Raw genomic sequence first — 23006 nt, forward strand, 5'->3', positions numbered from 1 at the left:
GTTTTAAAAAGAAAAATTATCTGATTTTAAATGTTTTAAAAATAACAAAATAAACAACAATTGTTATGATTTTAGATGAAACGGACAAAAAAATCCTGCGATTGCTACAAGTGGATGCGCATTTGACTTTAAAAGATATTTCCAATAAAATAAATCTCTCGCTTACGCCCGTTCACGATCGAGTGAAACGTTTGGAAAAGGAAGGGATTATCGAAAAATATGTTTCGATTTTGAACAAGAAGAAATTGGGCAATAATTTGATGGTCTATTGTCAAGTGACGTTGGTGAAACAAACCTACGATGTTTCGGAAGGATTCAATCAATCGATTATGAATATGCCGGAAGTGGTTGAATGTAATTTTATTTCGGGAAGTTTCGATTATATGCTCAAAATCATTTTGCCCGATATGGAAAGCTACCATAATTTTCACCAAAAAAAGTTGTCGGTTTTGCCCGAGGTTTCGTTGATTAACAGCTTTTTTATTATCTCGGAAGTAAAGAGCACAACCGTTTTGCCTATATAAAAGTTAACCTCAGATTCGCAGCTTTTTTTTATTAATCTGCGAATCTGAGGTTTGTTTTTTATCCAATTTTAGAAGTTGATTTAAATAATAATTCGGATGATTTCTCCTCTTTTATTAATCATTTCCATTTGAATACTTTGATTCTCGGCCTTGTTGTTCAAAAGTTTTGAAGCCGATTCGATGTCTTTAATTTTTACATTGTCAATGCTCAAGATGATATTTCCTTTCAGATCTTGTTCGTATTGTTTTAGATTTTCATTGGTGATGGATTTTATTTTTGCACCTCCATCCAAATGAAATCGCTTTTTGTCTGCCGCATCAATATTTTCCAATTCGATACCTTTGATTTCAGTGCTGAAAAACTCGTTTTTACTCAAAACAACTGGAACGGCTTTATTTTTTCCTTCACGAATAAAAGTAACTTCTACTTTGTCGTTGGGTCTTTTGGTGTTGATATAACCCGAAAGGTCGGCAAAGGTGGCAATATTTTGATTGTCCAATTTAACAATGATGTCGCCTTTTTGTATTCCTGCTTTTTCGGCTCCAGAGTTTTTTTGTACTTTGTTGATGTAAAAGCCTTGTGTTTCTTTAATCCCCAGTTCTTTTGAGGCTTGAGCGTTCAATTCACCTCCTTCAACACCAAGGACGCCTCTTTGTACGTTTCCAAACTCTATCAAGTCATCAATGATTTTTTTGGCATTATTCGAAGGAATCGCAAAGGAATAACCAGCGTAAGAACCAGTCGGCGACGAAATCATCGTGTTGATTCCAATTAATTCCCCACGAGTATTGACCAAGGCACCACCACTGTTTCCTGGGTTTACGGCAGCATCGGTTTGAATGAACGATTGAATTCCGCCAGTTTCCAAATTTCTGGCTTTGGCCGAAATGATTCCTGCCGTTACCGTCGAATTTAAATTATAAGGATTTCCTACTGCTAAAACCCATTCGCCAATTTTTACCGAATCCGAGTTGGCAAAAACTGTATAAGGTAATTTCTCGTCAGCATTGATTTTTAACAAAGCAATATCCATTTTTGAGTCTGTTCCGATGAGTTTTGCAGGGTAGGATTTTTTGTTGTTCAAGGTGATTTCTATTTCCGATGCGTCTTTTATCACGTGATTGTTGGTCACTATATAACCGTCTTCCGAAATGATTACTCCCGAACCCGTCCCTACTTGTTCCTGCAATTGGTCGCCACGGTAACCGTAGAAATATTCCAAAATAGGATTCGAAACATTTTTTCGGGAAACATTTTTTACGTGAACCACCGTGTGAATGGTTTTGTCGGCAGCTTCGGTAAAATCAACTGCTTCTGCCGATAGGCCAACTGTTCGTCCATACGAATTAGGAGCTGAAGTTGTAATGGATTTGTTTGAAAAAAAGCCATTGTCGTCAAATAACAATTTATAAGAACCCAATGTTACGGCTCCGCTCAACAATGATACCAAAAATAGGCTTGAAAATCGTTTCATAGTTTTATAGTTATTTAAGAATTTACACTGTAAAATTAAAAATTTTGCTATTCCAAAAAAACAGTTTAACGCTCGTTTAACAATCTTTAACGTATCATTAATATTTTGAAATTTTACTGAAAAGACGCAAGGTCGCAAAGAAAAAAGTTGGAAAGCTTCCAAAGTAATCATCCTGATAAATTTGAAATTTTGCAAAGCGTACTTTTAATTAAAACTTTGCGCCCTTGCGTCTTTGCGGTAGAAATTAACCCAATGTTTTTTGTACTTTTGTAACTCTTAATACATACTATAATGCAAGTAGAATTCTATAAATACCAGGGAACAGGAAACGATTTTGTAATGATAGACAATCGCTCCGGATTTTTCCCAAAGGAAAATGTACAACTCGTGGCTCGTTTGTGCGACCGACGTTTTGGAATTGGAGCGGATGGATTGATTCTGTTGGAAAACGACACCGAAACTGATTTTAAAATGGTTTATTACAATTCCGATGGAAACCAAAGCTCCATGTGTGGGAATGGTGGTCGCTGTTTGGTGGCTTTCGCCAAAGATTTGAACGTGATTAAAGACAATTGTACTTTCATCGCTACCGATGGTTTGCATCACGCCAGCGTTGCCAATGATGGAATTGTGTCTTTGCAAATGATTGATGTTGCCGATATAAAAAAAGAAGCCGATTACACTTTTATGAATACGGGTTCGCCACACCACGTGCAACTGGTGGAAGATTTGGAACATTATAATGTAAAAGAAAACGGAGCAGCTCTTCGTTACGGGTCATTATACGGAAAAGAAGGAAGCAACATCAATTTCGTTAAGAAAATCAATGAAGATACTTTCTCGCTTCGCACTTACGAAAGAGGGGTAGAAGATGAAACATTGGCTTGCGGAACAGGAGCTACAGCCGTTGCCATTGCAATGAATGCTACAGGACAAACCAATGCTTCTTCCATTAATTTAAATGTGGAAGGCGGAAAATTAGCCGTTTCTTTTGATAAAATTGGTGATCAGTTTACCAATGTTTTCCTAATTGGGCCAGCGGAATTTGTGTTTAAAGGGCAAATTGAAATTTAGAAAAATAATGATTTGGGCGTGACCCTCCGTAAAAACTACGGGTCGGGCTTTACGTTCCCGCTTTTTTTCTTTTCAATTGCCCCGCCTTTAAAGGCGGGGCAATTGAAAAGAAAAAAGAGCTCCACTGCAATCCCTCACGCGGAGCAACTGCAGAAAAAAATAAATAAAACTTGAGGAGCCAATTTGGCACCTCAAACTCAAATCAAAATGATCACACTAAAAGGCGAAAACATCTACCTCCGAGCACTCGAACCCAATGATTTGGAGTTTGTTTATGCTATGGAAAACGACCAAAGTATTTGGGAAGTGAGCAATACGCAAACGCCTTACAGTCGGTTTTTGGTAAAGCAATACCTCGAAAATGCGCATCAGGATATTTATGAAGCCAAACAATTGCGATTGGCAATTTGTCAGGATGAAGATTTTCCAGCCATCGGATTAATCGATTTGTTTGATTTTGATCCGAAGAATAATCGGGCAGGAATTGGTATTGTAATTCAGGGAACAGAAAACCGAAAACAGAATATTGGTTCCGAAGCTTTGGAACTCTTGATTCGATATGCTTTTTATCATTTGAATCTACATCAATTATATGCAAATATAGATACAGAAAATGTTGCGAGTACGGCTCTTTTTTCTAAATTTGGATTCCAGAAAATAGGAACCAAAAAAGATTGGATTTTAGTCAATGGAGTCTATAAAGACGAGGCTATTTTTCAATTAATTAAAAAAGTATAGACACAGATTACACGAATTAACACAGATTTGTTGTTTGTAAAAGTGTTTTTGTTTTTTAATCTGTGTGAATCTGTGTAATCTGTGTCAAAAAAACAATCCGTTTACGGGTTTAAATTTATCAACTTTTTAAAATTTTTAGTTTTGAACTTAAAGAAAATCATAACAATAGCATCTGTAGTTCTAATATCGGGATTACTGATTTATGGAGGTATTGTGGCGAATCAAATTTTTTCTAAAAACACCAAGTTTTCACAAAGTGAAGTCTATGTTTTTGTGCCAACAGGATCTACTTATGAAGATGTAAAGAAAATAATTGAACCTTTTGTGGGTAATATGAACCGTTTTGAAATGGTGGCTAACAAAAGAAGCTATCCTGAAAACGTAAAACCGGGGCGTTTTTTATTCACCAAAGGGATGAATAGTTACGAGTTAGTCAAAGCGATGCGAAGTAACATTCCCGTGAAATTGGCTTTCAACAATCAGGAACGTTTGGAAAATTTTGCCGGTCGCGTGAGTTCTCAAATAGAACCGGATAGTTTATTGTTGTTAAATACCTTCAAGGATTCTATATTCTTGAAAGAAAATGGCTTTACCGACGAGAATGTATTTGTAATGTTTATTCCCAATACTTATGAAGTGTATTGGAATATTTCTGCCGAAAAATTCCGTGATAAAATGATCAAGGAATACCGCAATTTCTGGAATAAAGAGCGAACTGAAAAAGCGGCTAAACAAGGATTGACTCCAATTGAAGCAACCATTTTGGCCTCGATTGTGCACAAAGAATCCGTTAAAAAAGACGAAAGACCACGAATTGCAGGGGTTTATTTGAATAGAATGAGACAAGGAATGCCACTTCAAGCTGATCCAACCGTGATATTCGCCATAAAAAAGAAAGACAATGATTTTGATCAAGTAATCAAAAGGGTTTTTTACAACGACTTGTTTTTGAACTCGCCTTATAATACCTATAAAGTGATAGGACTTCCTCCAGGGCCAATTGCAATGCCGGACATTACGGCTTTGGACGCCGTTTTAAATCCCGAAAAACACAACTTTATTTATTTCTGTGCCAGTGTGGACCGTTTTGGTTACCACGAATTTGCTGCCACTTTGGAAGAGCATAACAAAAATGCCAAAAAATATTCCGATTGGATCAACAGTCAAGGCGTAACTAGGTAATTTTGGGATATAAAAAACAATGTTGTTTTTTGTTGTTCTTCGTGTTTCAATGTGTTGTTGCGCAAAATTCATTCGATAATTTCTTCAAACCATCCGATTCTTTAAACAAGAAAAGGCAGAATTCCGTATTTGTTACCGAAACAGTTTTGGCTTCTGGTGCCTTGATTGGCTTGAACCAACTTTGGTATGCCGATTATCCCAAATCCGATTTCCATTTTATAAACGACAATTCCGAGTGGATGCAAATGGACAAAGTGGGGCATTTGTATTCTTCCTACCAAATTGGACGATTGGGTGCAGAAACATTGAATTGGAGTGGAACCAGCAAGAAGAATCAATTGATTTATGGAGCCAGTTTAGGATTCGTGTTTTTGACCGCTGTTGAAGTTATGGACGGATTTTCGGAAGAATGGGGAGCATCGATGGGAGATGTTGTTGCCAATGCCACAGGAACAGCTTTGTATGTTTCACAGGAATTGATTTGGAAAGAACAACGCATCATACCAAAATTCTCTTTTCACAAAACAGAATATTCCAATTATAGACCCGATTTATTAGGAAGTTCAACTCAAGAACAAATCCTGAAAGATTACAATGGACAAACGTATTGGTTTTCGGCCAATTTGTATTCTTTTTCCAAAAAATCAAAAATTCCGAAGTGGTTGAACCTTGCTTTGGGTTATGGAGCCGAAGGATTAATAGGTGAAAACGACGATAAAAACTCGGTTATTTTTCCTATAAAACCTGAAAAACACAAACAATTTTACCTAAGTTTGGATTTAGATTTGACAAAAATCAACACAAAATCGCACTTTTTAAAGACCGTTTTTTCGGTTTTAAATACAGTCAAAATCCCTGCCCCGACCCTTGAATACTCGCCTCAGCGGGGATTCAAATTTTATGCCTTGTATTTTTAGGTATTTTCAACTTACTGATAATCAGGTTATTGTTTTTTATTGTATATTTGTACCGTAGAAATTTCTTAACGGGACAGCGTTTTGAAGAAAAACAATTTATGATAAAGAAGTGGTCTTTTTATACAAGTTTGACTATTATTATTGCCTTTTTAAGCTCGGGTTTTAAAGCTTTTGATATAGAAACCAATCAATGGTTTCTTGTGAAGGACTCCGATGCGACACACTACTTATTTCCATCCCAAAAACAAAACGATTATACTAATTTAAGTGTTCCTTATACGGGGAAATTCTTCATTGGTTACAAAGAAGCGATTGCCTTCAAAGAATCACAGGGAAAATACAAAAAAGTTAATTCGTTGGGGTATATGGGTAAATATCAGTTTGGCAAGGAAACCCTGAAAACGGTTGGAATTCACGACAGTGGACAGTTCTTGAATAGCCCAAGAATGCAGGAAAAAGCGTTTGTGGCTCTTTTGTCCAAAAACAAATCAGAGTTAAAAGACATTATCGAAAAATATGAAGGACAAATTGTTGCCGGTATTCGAGTAACTGAATCTGGAATATTGGCTGCGGCACATCTTGGTGGAGTAGGTTCTGTCAAAAAGTTTTTTAGAAACAAAGGGAATCGCTATTATAGGGATGCTTACGGAACATCGATACGAAGTTATATGAGAGATTTTGGAGGTTATGAAACTTCTGGAATTTTAGCCGATGCAAATGCAAAAGTGATTAAATAGCTTGTTTTGAAACTTAAAATAAGATTTTTTTTTATTCTTTTTTTTGAAGAATAAAGAACAAATTAATTTTTAAAAATAGAATACGGCCTTTTAATTTGGATATAATATCCAAATTAAAAGGCTTTTTTATTTAAGAATAATCTCAAGAAAATCTTTCAATTATACAAATTATTTCTTTAATTTTATCGATGTAAATTATAGAATGGATATGCGTGATTCTCTTTGATTCAGTATTTTAAAGCGTAATATCGTTTTATGGAATTGAGTTTTGAGTGAATTTATTAATAGAAATTCTTGCCGTCAATAAACATCAGATATGAAATCAATTTATTTCTTTATTCTTTTTAGTGCAGGTACTTTTTTAATGCAAGGACAGCAGAAAATATCTTTCAAAGACTCTCTCGATCATAAGTTGGATTTGAGTGATTGGGTTATCAGTGCTAAAGGATTTATTCCCGTACCAATACTTATTACTGAACCGGCTCTTGGGGGGGGTGGAGGGCTTATGGCAGCGGTTTTTATTAAACCAAACACTCCTTATCTTGATTCTATAGATGGAAAACTGGTTAAAACTCGAGTGAAACCCAATATTTATGGTGGCGCTGGTGGTTATACGGCCAATGGTACTTGGCTTGTGGGTGGTTTTACAACTGGTGCCATAAAAAAATGGAGGGCAAATTACCGAGTGGCTACTGGATTGGCAAATGTTAATCTTAATTTTTACAGAGATTTTCCAACTATTGGTGAGTGTTCCTTTGAATTCAACATGAAAACCATACCCTTTAGTGCTTATTTGATTAAGCAAATCAATCGAAGTTCTTGGTATGCTGGCTTGGATTATTTGTTCCTGAAAACGGAACTAAAAAACACCAATATTGATTTTAATACTCCAAAAGAAGTAAATAGCATCATAAGTCGATTGGGCTTATTGGTGGACTATGATAAACGAGACAATATATTTACACCCAATAAAGGATTTCTTTTCAATAGTTTGATTGGCGCTTCAGAAGATTTTTTGGGGAGCGATTATAATTATGTTTTAATTAATTCGGCGGCATTTGCTTACTTGCCAATTTCAAATAAGATCACTTCTGGTTTTAGGGTCGAATACCAGCAAATTTTTGGTGACGCTCCTTTTTATATGCTGCCTTATGTCAATATGAGGGGTGTCCCGGTTATGCGTTATCAAGGCGATATCGTGGCTTTGGCGGAAACCGAATGGAGGTGGGATTTTACTGGTCGATACAGCTTGGTTGCTTTTGGAGGTTTGTCCACTGCTGTTTCTAAACAAAGCAATTTTCAGGATTCTTCATGGAAAGCTGCAGGCGGTATGGGAGCAAGATATCTGATTGCAAGAAAACTTAAATTGCGTATGGGAATTGATATTGCCCGTGGTCCTGAAGAATGGGCATACTACATTGTTTTTGGAACTAGTTGGACTCGTTAAGATTTTTTTTAATATGAATTTATACTTGAAAAGGCTGCCAGAATCAATTTTTGGCAGCCTTATTTAAATCTTTTTTTAAAGTCCTTTTACAATTTCGCCATCAGGATGAACTACCAATTTACGAATTTTGTCATTTTTTTTAATTTTGATATTGTATTGCTTTTTAAGGATGTCGCCTTCATCTTGACTATAAAGGAATTTGTCGTTTACGATTGACCATTCCGGGTATTTTTTATAAATGGAATATATCACTTCGCTTGGAAGTTTCACGTTTTTGTAATTTTCCACAACACGAGTTAATTTTCCGTTTTCATCATAAGTTGCAGATAATGAGCCGTTTTTAATATACATTGTTACTAAATAGGTTTCGTTTCCTTCATAATCTTTGCCAAGATCATAGGCAATGAACTTCTCTTCGAGTCTTCTTACATCAGTGTCTGGATTGTTGTCTGGTACATACACAGAAAAATCTGCACCAGCTTTTTTAATTACAATTTCCGGCAAATTGATGATGTCCATTCTTCCTTCTTGTTTGTCCGTTTCGGGTTGTTTTTGTGAATAGGAGAAAGTGGTAAAGCCTAAAATCAACAAAATAACAATAAATGTTTTCATAATATTTAATTTTAAATTAATATTTTTTTTGAATAATTTCAATAATTTAATGTGTTTTGAAACTTGCTTTTTATTTTTTAAATAACTGTTTTTCAGTGTATTAAATTTTTTTAATAAAAATTGTTAATTTTTACATCCATAAAGTTAGGGTATTTATTTTGCGTTTTTAGTTAATGTATTCCACAAGTTGTGTTAAAAAAACGCATTGTTGTTCCAATTTTTTAATGCGAATAATCATTAAAATCAATTGATGAAAAAGTGTCGTGATTTTGCGAATAGCAAGATTTTTCTCCATTCATTCAAACGAGAAATAATCCAGATTTTTTTAAGAAAACGGGAAATGAGAAGTTGAAAAACAGATCTTTTCTTTGAAAACATCAATTGATATATCTCTTGATAAAGAATTTTTATTGGTCTTACATCTTGTGGATGATAAAAATAGTGGGACGGTTGTGCAAATCCACCTTGATTTTTTTCCAGTCTGCCGCTCGCATTGTTTTAATGAATTCTGTCGGCAAAGTGATGTCAGTGGCAACACAAAGATAAGTTGAAGGGTTTAATGCCTGAACAATATCCTCCAGCATTTTATTGTTTCGATAAGGGGTTTCAATAAATATTTGGGATTGATTTTTGTCTTGGGACAATTTTTCCAAGTTTTTCAAAACCGATTTTTTCTCGGCTTTGTCGATTGGAATATAGCCATTGAAAGCAAAACTTTGTCCATTCATTCCAGAGGCCATAATCGCCAATAAAATGGAAGATGGCCCAACAAGCGGCACAACTTGAATTCCTTTTTCATGTGCCAATTTTACAATGACGGCTCCAGGATCGGCGACTCCAGGACAACCGGCTTCACTCATTAATCCAACGTTTTTGCCTTCCAAACAAGGTTGCAACATCTTGGCGTGTTCCGAGACTTCGGTATGTTTGTTCAGTGCACTTAATCGGAGTGTGGCTTGAACTTTCTGCGGCTGAATGCTTTTTATGAATTTTCGAGCTGTTTTTTCGTTCTCAACAATATAATCGTCAATAAAATCAATGCTTCTTTTTATGGTTTGAGGCAGAACATCATCGGGATTGCCTTCTTCTCCTAATGTAGTTGGAATCAAATATAGTTTTCCTAAAAACGTACTTGGTTTCATTTGTCTTGTTTTATTGATGATGCTTCAAATGGAATTTTTTGATGCTATTTGATGCTAAAATATAAGGAATTAGGGGTGTTTTGCAATCAATTTTTTGGCAATTACCTCGCAGGCTTCGTCAAGCATTTTGTAAACTGTATTGAATCCGTTGGGTAATCCAAAGTAAGGATCTGGAACATCAACATTTTCATTTGGAAATAATTCATTCAAGATGAGTTGCACTTTTTCTGTTTGCTTCTTGTTGTCCACAAGTTGAACAACATCCCAGTAATTAGAATTGTCCATCACGTAGATATAGTCAAAAGCGTCAAAATCGCTTGTGGTGAATTGTCTCCCTTTTTGTTTTGAAATGTCTAGTTTGTTTTTTTTTGCCACTGCAATAGAACGTTCATCAGGAGCGCGACCAATGTGCCAAGAGCCTGTTCCTGCGGAGTCTACCGTAAATTTGTCCTTTGGGAGTTTTGAAGCCAATATTCCTTCGGCCAATGGAGACCTGCATATATTGCCTAAACAAACCATTAAAATCTTTATGGGCATCCGTTTATAACGTTAATTTTTTATTGATGTCTTCAACAAATTTTTTGAATTGTTTGTCGGTGGCTACCAAATTATCTACGGTTTTGCATGCATGTAATACGGTAGCGTGATCGCGATCGCCTATTTGAGAACCGATGTTTGCCAATGAAGCTTTCGTGAATTTCTTGGCGAAAAACATGGCTAATTGACGGGCCTGGACAATATGTCTTTTTCTGGTTTTGGATTGAAGGGTTTCAACATCCAATTGAAAATAATCGGAAACAATTTTTTGAATATAATCGATGGAAATTTCTCTTTTTACATTTTTGACGAACTTTTCTACGACGCTTTTGGCTAGTTCGAGCGTCACTTCTTTTTTGTTGAAAGAAGATTGTGCAATCAAGGAAATGATGGCGCCTTCCAGTTCTCTTACGTTAGATTTGATGTTCCTGGCAACATATTCAATGATTTCTTCAGGAATCTCTACTCCATCACGATATAAAATATTTTTTAAGATTGAAATTCGGGTTTCATAATCAGGTTGATGCAATTCTGCAGACAATCCCCATTTGAAACGGGACAACAAACGTTGCTCGATATCTTGCATGTCAACCGGAGCCTTGTCTGAAGTCAAGATTACTTGTTTTCCGTTTTGATGCAAGTAATTGAATATGTGGAAGAACACGTCTTGAGTTCCTGATTTTCCGGACAAGAATTGAACGTCGTCAATGATTAAAACGTCAATCAATTGGTAGAAATGGATGAAATCATTTCTGTTGTTCTTCTTGACCGAGTCAATATATTGTTGCGTGAAAATTTCGGCTGAAATATATAGAACCGTTTTTTCGGGATATTTGTCTTTGATTTCCACTCCAATGGCGTGAGCCAAATGCGTTTTTCCTAGACCAACTCCACCGAAAATCAACAATGGATTGAATGAAGTTCCGCCAGGTTTATTGGCTACGGCCATACCTGCTGAACGAGCCAGTCTATTAGAATCTCCTTCCAGAAAATTGTCGAAACTGTAATTGGGATTCAGTTGCGATTCGATTTTCAAATTTCGAATACCAGGAATCACAAACGGATTTCTCAGTTCAGGATTTAAGTTTTTGTATGGAGCATCTACATCTTGCGGCTTCATCGGGGCACGATTGGCACTAGGCAATTGTTCCGTAAACGGTTGTTTATTGCCATAAGTGTTTTCCATTTTGATTTTATAGAGTAACTTTGCATTTTTTCCTAGTTCTTTGGTTAATGCTACCTTTAATAATTTAACATAGTGTTCTTCCAGCCATTCGTAGAAGAATTTACTTGGAACTTGAATATAAAGTGCATTGTCGGTAAGTTCAACTGATTTGATTGGTTCAAACCAAGTTTTGTAGGCTTGATCTTGAATGTTGTCTTTTATAAAAGACAGACAGTTTTCCCATACTGATTGTGCAGTCTTGTTCATATATTCAGTTAAATTATGTTTATTTGGTTTGTGTGTTGTATAAAAAATCGTCGGTTTTTTATCGCTTTTTCGGGATAACAAATATGTGAATAAAATTCGCTAAAAAAAAATATTTCGCATGTAATTTTTTTAAAATATTATCGTATGAGGCTCAAAAAAATTAATATATAAGTAATGAATTATCACCAAATCCAAATCCGTGTCCGCTATTCAGAAACCGACCAAATGAGGGTCGTTTATCACGGAAATTATGCTCAATATTTTGAAGTTGGAAGGGTTGAATGGCTAAGAAACAAAGGGATTTCGTATAAATGGATGGAGGAAAACGGAATTATGCTTCCCGTGGTTTCCTTGACCATAAATTACAAGAAACCGGCTCGTTATGATGAACTTTTGACTTTGAAAACCATCTTGAAAAAACTGACGTCCGTCAAGATTGAATTTGACTATGAACTCTATAACGAAGGAGGTGAGTTATTAACAACTGGCAACTCGGTTTTGGTTTTTGTGAACATGAAAACAGGTAGACCGATGGCTCCTCCATTATATCTTTTGGAACTTTTAAATAGAATGGAATAGAGGCGTCTGTTTTTTACGAAATAATGAAAAATAGGAATCTTTTTTGAGATTCTGTCAGAGCGGTTTTATTTCGATTTCAAACATCGAATTAAAAATGTCGAATACCATTTCGGCATTTTTTTTTCGGGTCACAATCTCGATTTCGCAACTCATTTCCATTTTTTGGGATACAATTTCCACATTTTTTTCCTTAACAATGCGCATCACTTTATTAATGTTCTTGTAGTCGAATGTAACCAAATAATGAACATCGATTGTTTTTTCGATAATTTCCGATATTTCGAGAGTCATTTGGGCGGCAGTTTTATAGGCAGTAATCAATCCGCCAACGCCTAATTTTATGCCTCCAAAAATTCGGACAACTACAATTAGAGTGTTTGTAATGCCAAAGGACTGGATTTGACCATAAATAGGGGCTCCTGCGCTGTTACTTGGTTCTCCATCGTCGTTTGCCCTGTAAACTATTTTTTCTGTCCCAATTTGATATGCATAACAATAATGAACCGCATGGGGATGTTGTTTGCGTAAACCTTCAATGATGGGTTTTACTTCATCTTCAGACTCAATGGGGAAGGCATAGCCAAAGAATTTGCTGCTTTTTTCTTTAAGTAGAATCTCTGGCGAAGGGTAAGCAATAGTTTTATAGGTATCTTTCAAATGAAATTATTAATTGAAATTATCAAAGCGGTAAATCTATTTTTGTAAACAAATCCACGACATCTTCCTGTCCTACTTGTAAATTCCAGACATGAAGACCCAAGGCTAGCGCAGCATCGGTATTTTCTTTTTTGTCGTCAACAAATAAAGTGTGTTTTTCTAGTAATTCATGGTTCTTGATGAGGTAATCATAAATTTCGGCATCAGGTTTTCGCATCCCCATTTCAAACGAAAAATATACTTTTTCAAAACATTGGTAAAAATCACTATAAAATGAAGTTCCGTTTTCTTTTTCGAAAGTATCTATATGAATGGAATCAGTATTGCTCAATAAAAACAAGCGGTATTTTTTCGAAAGTTTTTGCAGAAATTCCAATCGATACAATGGAAAATCCAGAAGAACGGCGTTCCAAGCTTCTAAAATTTCGTCAATGGAAGCATTTGGCATCTGTTTTTGAAAGCCAAGCACGAAATCTTCTCTCGAGATTTGGCCTTTTTCAAATTGTATGTTTAATTGATCTAAATCCTTATTCCATTCCTTTAAACCTAATTTTTTAAGGGCATCAATGGTGGCTTGTTTATCCAAATTGATGAAAATGTCTCCAAAATCAAAAATGATGGTGTTAATCATGGTTTCTAGATATTATGACTGTGTCGTTTCCAATAGTCTGTTTGATGCTGTTTTTTAAAGCGATAATTGGTGCTTTGATTCCCTTTTTGAAGGAATTGTTTCCAACGAATAGGCGAGCTTCATCCCAAAGGTTTTCGTCAATAAAAGTCTGTAATGTTTGTCGGCCGCCCTCTACGATAACGGATTGAATTTGGTGTCTGTACAAGAAGTCAGCTATTTGACTAGCTACATTTTGTTTAAAATCGATGATTTCAAAGATAATGTTTTCTTCGTTAATTGTATTTGAAGAATTTGTTAAAACAATGGTTTTGGCTTGATTGTTAAAGATGCGGCTGTCTTTTGGAATCCTGTTATGTTGATCTAAAACAATTCGAACAGGATTATTTCCAGACCAATCTCTGGTATCTAATTTTGGATTATCATCAATAACGGTTTGCGTTCCCACTAAAATGGCTTGCTCTTCGCTTCGCCATTTGTGTACCAATTGTCGCGAAAATTCATTGGTTATCCAAACTGGTTTTTGTTCCTGTTTTGTCAAAGGTGCAATAAAACCATCCTGGCTCTCGGCCCATTTCAAGATGATGTAAGGTCTTTTCTTTTCGTGGAAAGTAAAAAAGCGTTTGTTGAGTTCGTTGCATTCCGTTTCGAGAATGCCTACAGTGACATTGGCACCCGCTTCCAATAATTTTTTGATGCCGTTTCCAGCCACTTTTATGTTGGGGTCAACCGTTCCGATAACTACATTTGGAATCTTGTTTTCGATAATCAAATCGCAACAAGGCGGTGTTTTTCCGAAATGGCTGCAAGGTTCCAGACTCACGTAAATGGTCGATTTTTTCAATAGCGATTTGTCTTTTACAGCATTCACGGCATTCACTTCGGCGTGGGGTTCGCCCGATTTTTTGTGCCAGCCTTCGCCAATGATTTTTCCGTCGCAAACAATAACGCTTCCCACCATTGGATTTGGGTAAGTGGTTCCCAAGCCATTTTTGGCCAATTCGATGCAGCGGCGGATGTATTTCTCATTTGTTTTCACAAATGCAAAAGTAGTGATTTTTGAGTTTAGGATTTTGTTTTGAATCTTCGAATCAGGGTTATTCTCTTTTAAAATTTTTTAGCCACAAATTTCACGGATTAATAAAGAATAAAAACAAAACAACGCTAATTTTCTTTTTTAAAAGTGGATGTTCCTCTTGCAATTCGCTCTCAAAACTTTACGATAACTCCATAGTGTTGACGGTAGGTAGTCCAGTGAGCCTGCCCTGAGTTTAACGAAGGGTTCAACAGGAGTTTACTTCACTGTTTATTATTTTTTTTTGGTGTTCAGTGATTTTTAATTCATTGTTGGTGCTGCGCACGCAACGAAATCCTAGCTGTTACTAGCTGGTTTTTTTAGAAGTCATTATGAATTAGATCTTCTTTTATAATCATTAATTTCCCTGATAATATAGATTCAATTACATTTTCTTCTCCAAATTTTCTATTTAAAACTCCAATTACTTTTTCTCGTTGAGCTTCATTTTTTATTAATATGTACCGAATATTTTCGATGTTAATTAGGTCGGCAGCATAATTAGGTAAATGAGGTTTTTTTCTAAAATTTTTGTTTTCTAATTCTATAAACTCATTATCAGTTTTTGTAATTATTCTTTTTTCATTTTCTAATTTAGGAATGAATCTCCATTCTCTTTCTTGATAAGTAATAATTTTTTGTCCTTTATAAAATGTTTTCCAATTTTTAAAGAATTGAACTGCAGGTATAGTAATATCATTAATTCTATTGAGCATTAAATCATATTGTGAATAATCCAAATTCTGAATCTTATTTTCCAAATTCTCAATTTTTTCATTCTCAAAGATTTCATTAAGCATCTTATCAAAATGAATCTTATTCATATTAAGATAAAAATCTTTGAAAGGAGTTGTTTCGTGAATATAGACTACAGGTGAAATAGAATTTTTTAATGCCCATTCTAAACTCATTCCAATTCCATATTTTCCATATCGCATATATAAATCAACATCTCGAAGTGGAATATTGCAGAAGCTTACCATTGGAATATAATATTCGACATCATTAATTTTTTCTGCACAATAAGATGGTGCGAAACCATTTCTTAAGATTTTAAGTAAAATATCAAAATTATCAGTATAGTGAAAAATATGATTTATCTTTTTTTGATTAAATTCTCTTTCGACAGTTACATCTTTTTTTGAAGTCATTTTACTTTTTTTATGATTTGGTTCTTGAATTGTCGGATTTTTTGAAACTAGCTACTAAAGTTCGTTCTGGCGCTTGGCGAGGTTGGGGAATGAAGATACGGCATTTTTAGGTTAAACACAAATTTTACAAATGCAAAACCATCTTCAAATTAAGCCTAATCTCGCCATAATGCCAAACGACGGTTGAACCAGCAGTATTTTCTATTCTGCAAGTAAGTCCTGTATCAATATTCCAATGTAAGACACTTTTAATTTCAAATATGAACTACTGTTTCCATGCATAGATTCACCAGATGAATAAATAGCATCCATTAAACCTGCACCAAGTAAATCTCCACCTTCTTCCATGGCCATATCTTTCCATTTGTCTTTTATAAATCTTTTTAAATCGCCTAAATAAGTAAGTTCGATACTTCTTGAAGCACGAAGGAAATTATCATATTCTATTTTCTCTTCAATAAAACATTGAAAAAGTTTTCCAATATATTTAGCTTTCTCGTGATCTTCACATTTATCAATTATATAAAGTAATTTTTCTCCAACTTTGGTTTTATACTCATTATCATTCTCTATTTTCTCAATTTGTTTCTTTCTACTTTCATTAGATGTTTTTTTTAATTGGAGAAGAAATACCATTAGTTTTTTGGTAAAAAGTTTATCTTGTACTGTCAATGTAGTTTTTGCTATTCCAAATAATACACCAATGATGGGAATATCTTTCAAAACTCCATCTTTTAATAAACTGTCTATCGTAGTTTCAGATAAATCAACTATTACATCTTGAAATTTTTCATCTTTAATTGTTTCCGTTAATGTTTCTGAAATGTTTGTCATTTTCTTTTTTTATATTGCTAGTAAATTGCATTTAGGAGAAACAAACCTTCGTATATACACCCAAAATTGGGTAGATTGGTGAAAGTTTTGTATCGTTTTATTATTTCTCAAATATATAAAATAATCTCAAGTAATAGAAAAACTTTCTTACAATAGTTACACCCGCCTAGATATAAAAAATAGTCCTTTCGGTTGGTGCATTCTACGATAAGAAACAACTGCTTTGGTAAAATTCATTTTCAATTCAGTATTAAAAAAAGCATACTGGTTTTTATAAAAGGATTATTTGTAGTCCGAAAGAGGTAAAATGGTCAAAAAAGAACGCTAGAGGTGCTCAGAAGCTTAAATAATGCCCTGAAACGGTCATCTGAGAGCCTGAAACAGTCATCTGAGAGCCTGAAACGGTTTCCGGACTGCTTGAAACAGTTATTTGAGAGCATAAAATGGTCATCTGACTGCTTGAAACGATCATCTGAAGGCCTGAAACAGTCTTCGGACTGCTAATTTTGAGCTTCTAAGGGGTATTTTGCCTTATTTGCTGGTCTTTCAAAACAAAAAGAATAGGGAATAGGTTTAAAAAAGAGGTATCGATTATTTGCTTTTAAGGTGGTTTGATAAAAAACAGAAATGAAATTTTGGGCATCCTCTTTAGGACACTTACTAAAAGGTCGTTCCTCTGGAGCTTGTTTTTGGAGATTCCCATTTGCTACAAACAGCATGTCCCGATGGGACAAAAATAGCTCCGTTAGGAGGGAACAGTTGGTAGGGAATAGTAATTTTGTTGAATAAAGCGCCAGTGGAGCGAGCTGTTGCTTATTCTTGAAAATTTTATAGGGCAACAATGTTTGAAAACCAAAAAAGCGGTGAAAATCTGTAGCAAAATTTTTAAAATTTGTGATAATTTGTGGCATTTGTGGTCTAAAATTTAAATGCGAAGGCCCTGAGGCATACGGATTGAACCGATTTCTCCTTCCTTTTACTACCAATGGACAAAAAATTAGTGTGAATTAGCATTATCAGTCTAATCGGTATGCTAATTCAGAAGTTTTTATTTTTAGAATCGAAGGCCTAACTTTGGATTCAGGGCATTCGCATTTAAAATTATCAGACACGACCCGAGCGATAGCGAATAGGCGAAACAATTGCACAAATTAACACAGATTTTATCATTTATTAGAATTAGATTGTCACTAATTTTTACCATTTTTATGAATTTGTGGAATTTTTAAAACTTACTCTTCGTGTAAATTTGTGGAATTTGTGTAAAATTTTTTTTAAAAGCGAATGCCCTGCTTTGGATTTATCCAATAAACAATAGCTATTTTTGTGTCATTAAAACCAGTATTTTAAAAAATGGAAAATTGGAGTATTCGAAAAATAGAAAAGAAAGACAATCAAGCGGTTGCCCAATTAATACGCGCTGTTTTTGACGAATTGAATATCGCAAAAGTGGGGACTGCTTATGCCGATCCGTATCTGGATTTGATGTTTGAGGAATACAACAAGCCCAAATCAGTTTATTTTGTGGTCGAAAATAATGGTAAAATAATCGGTGGAGCTGGAGTCGCACCATTGGAAAACGAAGCCGAAACCATTTGTGAATTGCAAAAAATGTATTTCTTGCCGGAAGCTCGTGGTTTGGGAATTGGTAGCCAAATGATGGAGAACTGTTTGAAAGCAGCCAAGGATTTTGGTTTCTACAACTGTTATCTCGAAACAATGCCTTTTATGCATGATGCCCAGAAATTATACAAGAAAGCTGGTTTTAATTACATTTGTTCGCCAATGGGAAGTACGGGTCACGTTTCTTGCCCGGTGTGGATGTTGAAAGAATTATGAGTTATGGATAATCAATTTTAACACTAATGAATTGCCGTTGGTTTTAACCAACGGATTTTGAATTTGAATTTTGTTGGCTTTAGCCAAAATTTAACTGACTTTTGGCTAAAGCCAATAATTATTGAACACTTTTATTCCGTTGGTTAAAACCAACGGCAATTGAAATATGAATATTAAAAATTACAGAACCCAATTCATTCAAGAACTTTCGCCAATTTACGATGCTGGCGAAGCCGAAAGTTTTTTCTATTTGATTTTGGAAGAGAAAAATCAATTGAAAAGAATTGATTTAGCATTGAATCCCGATTTGACTTTCTCTGATGAAGAAATCCAGCTTTGGAATTCGATTTTGGAACAATTAAAATTAGAAATTCCAGTGCAGTATTTGCTTGGGAAAACCAGTTTTTACGGTTTGGATTTCGAAGTCAATGAAAATGTCCTGATTCCAAGACCGGAAACGGAAGAATTGGTCGAATGGATTATTCAAAGTACGAAGGTGGAAGTTGGAAGTCAGAAGTTGTCCTTCGACTCCGCTCAGGATGACAGTGGGAAGATAAAAATTTTGGACATTGGAACGGGTAGTGGTTGTATCGCCGTTTCATTGGCAAAAAACATTCCGAATGCCCAAGTTTTTGCGATTGATGTTTCGGGAAAAGCATTGGCAACAGCCCAAAAAAATGCCGTTATCAATGAAGTCGAAGTAAATTTTATAAAAACCGATATTTTAAAAACCAACGATTTAGAAAAACTTCCCACTGTCATCCTGAGCGGAGTCGAAGGACAACTTCCCACTACATTCGACATTATTGTTTCAAATCCGCCGTATGTTCGAGAATTGGAAAAACAGGAAATCAAGAAAAATGTTTTAGACAATGAACCGCATTTGGCACTTTTTGTTGATGATAACGATGCGCTTGTTTTTTACAGAAAAATAGCCGAATTGGCCCTGAAAAACTTGTCTCCAAACGGACAATTATTCTTCGAAATCAATCAATATCTTGGTAAGGAAATGATGGAATTACTTGAAAAAATGGGTTTCAAAAACGTTGAATTAAGGAAGGATATTTACGGGAACGATAGAATGATTCGAGGTACGAGGTAAGAAGTACGAGATACGAAGTGAAATTTCAGATTTCAGAATAAAAATAGATACTGGAGATATCACAAATATCGTATATCAAATATCGTAAGTCGTATATTTATTCGTATCGCAACGCCTCGATCGGGTCGAGTTTAGAGGCTTTAATTGCTGGATATAATCCAGAGACTATTGCTACAGCAAAACTGGTTGCGAAAGCCGCCATAATTGCTCCCCAAGGAATTACAAAAGCAAAATCCATAGCCGATGCAAAGCCAAAACCAACCAAAATTCCAAAAACAATTCCAGCCAAACCACCGAGTTGACCAATGAGCAAAGTTTCTATGAAAAACTGGAAAGCGATGGTACTTTTTTTGGCTCCCAATGCTTTTCGAACGCCAATTTCGCGGGTGCGTTCCGTTACCGAAACAATCATGATGTTCATCAAGGCGATAGATGAACCTAGGATTGTGATAATGCTGATAACCCAGGAAGCGATTCCTAAATATTGCGTGATGCTAAGTATTCGGTTAATCAAATCATCACTTCGCACTACGGCAAAATTGTTGTCTTGTACAGGGCTTAATTTGCGCACTCTTCGCATCGTGTTGTTGGCATCGTCAATGGCTTGATCCAGCATTTCTTTTTGATTAACCATTACGCTTACCGTGTAATTGATATTGGGCGCGGTAAACAACGAACGTGCGACTTGAATAGGAATTAAAACCCTTAAATCTTGGCTGTTGCCAAAGGTGGAGCCTTTTTCTTTCAGTACACCAATCACTTTGAATTTGGCGCCACGAATCGAAATTATTTTGTCTATTGGGTTGATGTCTTTCAGTAATCCTTTTTGAAAATCGGAACCCACGATGCAATTATAGGTGTTGTTTTGAATGTCGAATCCAGTGAAATTTCTTCCTGAACTGGTTTCTAAACCGGAATTGGTGATAAAGTATTCGTCAACGCCAACAATCGTGTTTTCGGGGTCGGTTTTGGTGGATTCGTATTTGATTTCGGCTGTTGAAGTGGCCGTGAAGGAAACCGAAGTTTCAGTAAAAGGGTATTTGTATTTGTTTTTGAAAGCCACCACTTCAGGATAAGAAATGATGGGATTTATAATTTCTCTTTCCCTGCCGCCGTGGCGTCGAGCCGTGTTTTCGTATTGATTGATGTTGAAAGTATTGGCTCCCATCGAAGCAAAATCAGAAGATAGCGTGTTTTCTAAAGCCGAAACTACCGTCAGGATTCCTACCAAAGCTGTGATTCCAATGGCAATAATCAACACGGTAAGAATGGTGCGCAACAATTGGGTTCTGATGGAACCTGTAGCAATTCGGACGTTTTCTCGGAATAATTTAAACATAGTGCCTATTTGACACGAAATTACAATTTTTGTTACAAGTTTGCTTTAGAAGATGTGATATTTATTTTAAAAACAAGATATTTGCAGAGTGAAGTAGGAAGATGGAAGTAGGGAGATGGAAGTTAGAAGATGGAGGTTAGAAGTTGGAAGTTAGAAGTCGGAGGTACAATTACTCCCTGCTCCCATCTTCCTGCTCCCATCTTCCCACTTCCATCTCCCAGCTTCCAACTCCCAGCTTCCAACTCCTAAACTTCTAACTTAAAAAAATGGCATCAAAACCAAGCATTCCAAAAGGTACAAGAGATTTTTCACCTGCCGAGGTGGCAAAACGTCAATATATTATAGCAACCATCAAAAGTAATTTCGAGAAATTTGGTTTCCAACCCATAGAAACGCCTTCGTTTGAAAACTCCGAAACTCTGATGGGAAAATACGGAGAAGAAGGTGATCGGTTGATTTTCAAGATTTTGAATTCCGGTGATTATTTGGCGAAAGCCGATGCCACTTTATTGCAAAATAAAGAAAGCAATAAGTTGACTTCAAACATCTCCGAGAAAGCCTTGCGTTACGATTTGACCGTTCCATTTGCAAGATACGTGGTGCAACATCAAAGCGAGATTGAGTTTCCATTCAAAAGATACCAAATTCAACCCGTTTGGCGTGCCGATCGACCGCAAAAAGGACGTTTCAGGGAGTTTTTTCAATGCGATGCCGATGTTGTCGGGTCAAAATCCTTGTGGCAAGAAGTAGAATTGGTGCAATTATATGATTCGGTTTTTACCCAATTAGGTTTGGAAGGCGTCACCATTAAAATCAATAATAGAAAAATCCTTTCGGGAATTGCCGAAGTTATTGGAGCCAAAGACAAATTGATTGATTTCACGGTAGCTTTGGACAAACTCGACAAAATAGGCGAGGATGGCGTAAAAAAAGAAATGATCGAGAAAGGAATTGCAGAATCGGCAATAGAAAAAGTGCAACCGTTGTTTAATTTCACGGGAACCATTTCGGAAAAAATAGAAAAGCTTTCCGCTTTATTGGCCGAGTCCGAAGAAGGATTGAAAGGGGTGGAAGAGTTGCGATTTATTTGTGACAACGTGACAAGCCTTGGTTTGAATAAAGCTGTTTTAGATTTGGATGTGACCTTGGCTCGTGGATTGAATTATTATACCGGAGCTATTTTTGAAGTTGCGGCACCAAAAACGGTTTCGATGGGTTCCATCGGAGGTGGCGGAAGGTATGATGATTTGACCGGGATTTTTGGTTTGAAAGATATGAGTGGAGTAGGGATTTCTTTTGGATTGGACCGAATTTATTTGGTTATCGAAGAATTGAATTTGTTTCCAGAAACCGTGACTTCGACCTCAAAAGCCTTGTTTATCAATTATGGCGAAAAAGAAGCTTTTTATTCGATGAAAGCCATCACGAAATTGCGCAGTTTTGGAGTAAAAGTGGAATTGTATCCTGATAATGTAAAAGTCGGTAAACAGTTTCAACACGCAGATAAACGTGGAATTCCTTTTGCCGTAATCACTGGCGAAACCGAAATGAATGAGGAAAAATTTGCCTTGAAGAATTTAATTTCCGGGGAACAAGTTTTGCTTGATTTTGAAGGATTGAAAGAAGCTTTGTTATAATTCCAGTTTCCATATAAACAAAAACGTCCCGAAATTTTCGGGACGTTTTTGTTTGCAAAAGGGTTGTTGTTATTTTTTTGCACAACAGCTTTTTGTTTCTTTTTTGCATTTAGCCATTTCTCCAGCAGTGCATTCTTTTCCTTCGGCTTTGCATTTTTCTTGACATTTGGCGATTTCTTCGGTCGTCATTGCTTTTGCACAACAGGATTCTTTTTTTGGAGTTGCTTTAGCAGTCGATTTTGTGTCTTGTGCACCAGCATTGATTGTGAATAAAACAACGGCTAATGCGATAAGTATTTTTTTCATTATTTTTTAAATTAAGAGTTTTTTACTATTGATTATTATTTT

25 protein-coding genes are annotated in these 23006 nt (G+C 35.7%); 11 read left to right on the top strand and 14 right to left on the bottom strand.

Translation table 11 applies throughout. The annotated features are described in order from the left end of the window. Window positions 1–65: 65 nt before the first annotated feature. Complete coding sequence (locus OZP13_RS01500) at window positions 66–524, top strand: Lrp/AsnC family transcriptional regulator (RefSeq protein WP_269241953.1); 459 nt, start codon at window positions 66–68, stop codon at window positions 522–524. Window positions 525–604: 80 nt separating this feature from the next. Here OZP13_RS01500 and OZP13_RS01505 read toward each other — a convergent pair whose 3' ends face one another. Then, window positions 605–1999 carry a S1C family serine protease gene (locus OZP13_RS01505; protein WP_281298395.1) on the bottom strand — a complete coding sequence of 465 codons (1395 nt, stop codon included), beginning with the start codon at window positions 1997–1999 and terminating at the stop codon, window positions 605–607. Window positions 2000–2290: 291 nt separating this feature from the next. Here OZP13_RS01505 and dapF point away from each other — a divergent pair, with 291 nt between their 5' ends. The 6 genes from dapF (at window position 2291) to OZP13_RS01535 (ending at window position 8094) form a co-directional block, all read left to right on the top strand. Continuing rightward, window positions 2291–3073 (top strand): diaminopimelate epimerase, encoded by a 783-nt coding sequence (gene dapF / locus OZP13_RS01510; protein ID WP_281298396.1) that lies wholly within the window; start codon window positions 2291–2293, stop codon window positions 3071–3073. Window positions 3074–3280: 207 nt separating this feature from the next. After that, complete coding sequence (locus OZP13_RS01515; RefSeq protein ID WP_269241955.1) at window positions 3281–3811, top strand: GNAT family N-acetyltransferase; 531 nt, start codon at window positions 3281–3283, stop codon at window positions 3809–3811. A gap of 141 nt (window positions 3812–3952) precedes the next feature. After that, entirely contained in the window at window positions 3953–4993 is a 1041-nt protein-coding gene (mltG, locus tag OZP13_RS01520; protein ID WP_281298397.1) for an endolytic transglycosylase MltG, read from the top strand. Window positions 4994–4995: 2 nt separating this feature from the next. After that, window positions 4996–5910 carry a DUF2279 domain-containing protein gene (locus OZP13_RS01525; RefSeq protein ID WP_281298398.1) on the top strand — a complete coding sequence of 305 codons (915 nt, stop codon included), beginning with the start codon at window positions 4996–4998 and terminating at the stop codon, window positions 5908–5910. Window positions 5911–6008: 98 nt separating this feature from the next. Continuing rightward, window positions 6009–6647 (top strand): peptidoglycan-binding protein LysM, encoded by a 639-nt coding sequence (locus OZP13_RS01530; RefSeq protein WP_269241957.1) that lies wholly within the window; start codon window positions 6009–6011, stop codon window positions 6645–6647. Between the two features lie 316 nt (window positions 6648–6963). Beyond that, window positions 6964–8094, top strand: coding sequence for a BamA/TamA family outer membrane protein (locus OZP13_RS01535; RefSeq protein WP_281298399.1), 1131 nt, complete (start codon window positions 6964–6966; stop codon window positions 8092–8094). Between the two features lie 75 nt (window positions 8095–8169). On the opposite strand, the gene OZP13_RS01540 is transcribed toward OZP13_RS01535, so the two are convergent. The 4 genes from OZP13_RS01540 to dnaA form a co-directional block, all read right to left on the bottom strand. Continuing rightward, window positions 8170–8706 carry a hypothetical protein gene (locus OZP13_RS01540; protein ID WP_269241961.1) on the bottom strand — a complete coding sequence of 179 codons (537 nt, stop codon included), beginning with the start codon at window positions 8704–8706 and terminating at the stop codon, window positions 8170–8172. Between the two features lie 416 nt (window positions 8707–9122). Further along, window positions 9123–9848 carry an SAM-dependent methyltransferase gene (locus OZP13_RS01545; protein ID WP_281298400.1) on the bottom strand — a complete coding sequence of 242 codons (726 nt, stop codon included), beginning with the start codon at window positions 9846–9848 and terminating at the stop codon, window positions 9123–9125. A 69-nt stretch (window positions 9849–9917) separates the two neighbouring features. Further along, complete coding sequence (locus OZP13_RS01550) at window positions 9918–10385, bottom strand: low molecular weight protein-tyrosine-phosphatase (RefSeq protein WP_281298401.1); 468 nt, start codon at window positions 10383–10385, stop codon at window positions 9918–9920. Between the two features lie 4 nt (window positions 10386–10389). Further along, entirely contained in the window at window positions 10390–11817 is a 1428-nt protein-coding gene (gene dnaA, locus OZP13_RS01555) for a chromosomal replication initiator protein DnaA (protein ID WP_073370509.1), read from the bottom strand. Window positions 11818–11991: 174 nt separating this feature from the next. On the opposite strand from dnaA, the gene OZP13_RS01560 reads away from it, so the two are divergent. Continuing rightward, window positions 11992–12396, top strand: a complete 405-nt coding sequence (locus tag OZP13_RS01560; RefSeq protein ID WP_281298402.1) for an acyl-CoA thioesterase — start codon at window positions 11992–11994, stop codon at window positions 12394–12396. 54 nt (window positions 12397–12450) lie between these two features. On the opposite strand, the gene OZP13_RS01565 is transcribed toward OZP13_RS01560, so the two are convergent. The 7 genes from OZP13_RS01565 to OZP13_RS01590 form a co-directional block, all read right to left on the bottom strand. Next, window positions 12451–13053, bottom strand: coding sequence for an IMPACT family protein (locus tag OZP13_RS01565; RefSeq protein ID WP_281298403.1), 603 nt, complete (start codon window positions 13051–13053; stop codon window positions 12451–12453). Between the two features lie 22 nt (window positions 13054–13075). Next, complete coding sequence (locus OZP13_RS01570; RefSeq protein ID WP_281298404.1) at window positions 13076–13684, bottom strand: HAD family hydrolase; 609 nt, start codon at window positions 13682–13684, stop codon at window positions 13076–13078. After that, the gene (ribD, locus tag OZP13_RS01575; protein WP_281298405.1) at window positions 13677–14720 is read right to left on the bottom strand and encodes a bifunctional diaminohydroxyphosphoribosylaminopyrimidine deaminase/5-amino-6-(5-phosphoribosylamino)uracil reductase RibD; all 1044 of its coding nucleotides are present in this window, start codon (window positions 14718–14720) and stop codon (window positions 13677–13679) included. The genes OZP13_RS01570 and ribD overlap by 8 nt, the downstream gene beginning before the upstream one ends. Before the next feature lie 356 nt (window positions 14721–15076). After that, window positions 15077–15907: an abortive infection system antitoxin AbiGi family protein gene (locus tag OZP13_RS01580; protein WP_281298406.1), complete on the bottom strand. Its 831-nt coding sequence runs from the start codon at window positions 15905–15907 to the stop codon at window positions 15077–15079. A 201-nt stretch (window positions 15908–16108) separates the two neighbouring features. Next, entirely contained in the window at window positions 16109–16741 is a 633-nt protein-coding gene (locus OZP13_RS01585) for a hypothetical protein (protein WP_269241964.1), read from the bottom strand. Between the two features lie 334 nt (window positions 16742–17075). Then, complete coding sequence (locus OZP13_RS18715; RefSeq protein WP_432419465.1) at window positions 17076–17213, bottom strand: hypothetical protein; 138 nt, start codon at window positions 17211–17213, stop codon at window positions 17076–17078. A gap of 28 nt (window positions 17214–17241) precedes the next feature. Beyond that, window positions 17242–17652, bottom strand: a complete 411-nt coding sequence (locus OZP13_RS01590; RefSeq protein ID WP_269241965.1) for a hypothetical protein — start codon at window positions 17650–17652, stop codon at window positions 17242–17244. Between the two features lie 442 nt (window positions 17653–18094). Between OZP13_RS01590 and OZP13_RS01595 the strand changes: the two genes are divergently transcribed. After that, entirely contained in the window at window positions 18095–18580 is a 486-nt protein-coding gene (locus OZP13_RS01595; protein WP_269241967.1) for a GNAT family N-acetyltransferase, read from the top strand. Between the two features lie 166 nt (window positions 18581–18746). Next, entirely contained in the window at window positions 18747–19682 is a 936-nt protein-coding gene (gene prmC / locus OZP13_RS01600) for a peptide chain release factor N(5)-glutamine methyltransferase (protein ID WP_269241968.1), read from the top strand. A gap of 97 nt (window positions 19683–19779) precedes the next feature. On the opposite strand, the gene OZP13_RS01605 is transcribed toward prmC, so the two are convergent. After that, complete coding sequence (locus OZP13_RS01605) at window positions 19780–21021, bottom strand: ABC transporter permease (RefSeq protein WP_281298407.1); 1242 nt, start codon at window positions 21019–21021, stop codon at window positions 19780–19782. Between the two features lie 266 nt (window positions 21022–21287). On the opposite strand from OZP13_RS01605, the gene hisS reads away from it, so the two are divergent. Further along, window positions 21288–22658, top strand: a complete 1371-nt coding sequence (gene hisS / locus OZP13_RS01610; RefSeq protein ID WP_281298408.1) for a histidine--tRNA ligase — start codon at window positions 21288–21290, stop codon at window positions 22656–22658. Window positions 22659–22727: 69 nt separating this feature from the next. On the opposite strand, the gene OZP13_RS01615 is transcribed toward hisS, so the two are convergent. Continuing rightward, window positions 22728–22964, bottom strand: coding sequence for a hypothetical protein (locus OZP13_RS01615; RefSeq protein ID WP_269241969.1), 237 nt, complete (start codon window positions 22962–22964; stop codon window positions 22728–22730). Window positions 22965–23006: the final 42 nt, after the last annotated feature.

The organism is Flavobacterium limnophilum, assembly GCF_027111315.2.
Classification (GTDB): Bacteria; Bacteroidota; Bacteroidia; order Flavobacteriales; family Flavobacteriaceae; genus Flavobacterium; species Flavobacterium limnophilum.

Bases quoted from the DNA above. Each gene is read 5' to 3' on its own strand.
- OZP13_RS01540 (WP_269241961.1), bottom strand. From the start codon at position 8,706: ATGAAAACATTTATTGTTATTTTGTTGATTTTAGGCTTTACCACTTTC.
- OZP13_RS01530 (WP_269241957.1), top strand. From the start codon at position 6,009: ATGATAAAGAAGTGGTCTTTTTATACAAGTTTGACTATTATTATTGCC.
- OZP13_RS01570 (WP_281298404.1), bottom strand. From the start codon at position 13,684: ATGATTAACACCATCATTTTTGATTTTGGAGACATTTTCATCAATTTG.
- OZP13_RS01605 (WP_281298407.1), bottom strand. From the start codon at position 21,021: ATGTTTAAATTATTCCGAGAAAACGTCCGAATTGCTACAGGTTCCATC.
- OZP13_RS01560 (WP_281298402.1), top strand. From the start codon at position 11,992: ATGAATTATCACCAAATCCAAATCCGTGTCCGCTATTCAGAAACCGAC.
- prmC (WP_269241968.1), top strand. From the start codon at position 18,747: ATGAATATTAAAAATTACAGAACCCAATTCATTCAAGAACTTTCGCCA.
- OZP13_RS01595 (WP_269241967.1), top strand. From the start codon at position 18,095: ATGGAAAATTGGAGTATTCGAAAAATAGAAAAGAAAGACAATCAAGCG.
- OZP13_RS18715 (WP_432419465.1), bottom strand. From the start codon at position 17,213: ATGATCGTTTCAAGCAGTCAGATGACCATTTTATGCTCTCAAATAACT.
- OZP13_RS01515 (WP_269241955.1), top strand. From the start codon at position 3,281: ATGATCACACTAAAAGGCGAAAACATCTACCTCCGAGCACTCGAACCC.
- OZP13_RS01615 (WP_269241969.1), bottom strand. From the start codon at position 22,964: ATGAAAAAAATACTTATCGCATTAGCCGTTGTTTTATTCACAATCAAT.
- dapF (WP_281298396.1), top strand. From the start codon at position 2,291: ATGCAAGTAGAATTCTATAAATACCAGGGAACAGGAAACGATTTTGTA.
- hisS (WP_281298408.1), top strand. From the start codon at position 21,288: ATGGCATCAAAACCAAGCATTCCAAAAGGTACAAGAGATTTTTCACCT.
- OZP13_RS01500 (WP_269241953.1), top strand. From the start codon at position 66: ATGATTTTAGATGAAACGGACAAAAAAATCCTGCGATTGCTACAAGTG.
- dnaA (WP_073370509.1), bottom strand. From the start codon at position 11,817: ATGAACAAGACTGCACAATCAGTATGGGAAAACTGTCTGTCTTTTATA.
- OZP13_RS01535 (WP_281298399.1), top strand. From the start codon at position 6,964: ATGAAATCAATTTATTTCTTTATTCTTTTTAGTGCAGGTACTTTTTTA.
- OZP13_RS01505 (WP_281298395.1), bottom strand. From the start codon at position 1,999: ATGAAACGATTTTCAAGCCTATTTTTGGTATCATTGTTGAGCGGAGCC.
- OZP13_RS01550 (WP_281298401.1), bottom strand. From the start codon at position 10,385: ATGCCCATAAAGATTTTAATGGTTTGTTTAGGCAATATATGCAGGTCT.
- OZP13_RS01545 (WP_281298400.1), bottom strand. From the start codon at position 9,848: ATGAAACCAAGTACGTTTTTAGGAAAACTATATTTGATTCCAACTACA.
- OZP13_RS01590 (WP_269241965.1), bottom strand. From the start codon at position 17,652: ATGCCACAAATTATCACAAATTTTAAAAATTTTGCTACAGATTTTCAC.
- OZP13_RS01580 (WP_281298406.1), bottom strand. From the start codon at position 15,907: ATGACTTCAAAAAAAGATGTAACTGTCGAAAGAGAATTTAATCAAAAA.
- OZP13_RS01585 (WP_269241964.1), bottom strand. From the start codon at position 16,741: ATGACAAACATTTCAGAAACATTAACGGAAACAATTAAAGATGAAAAA.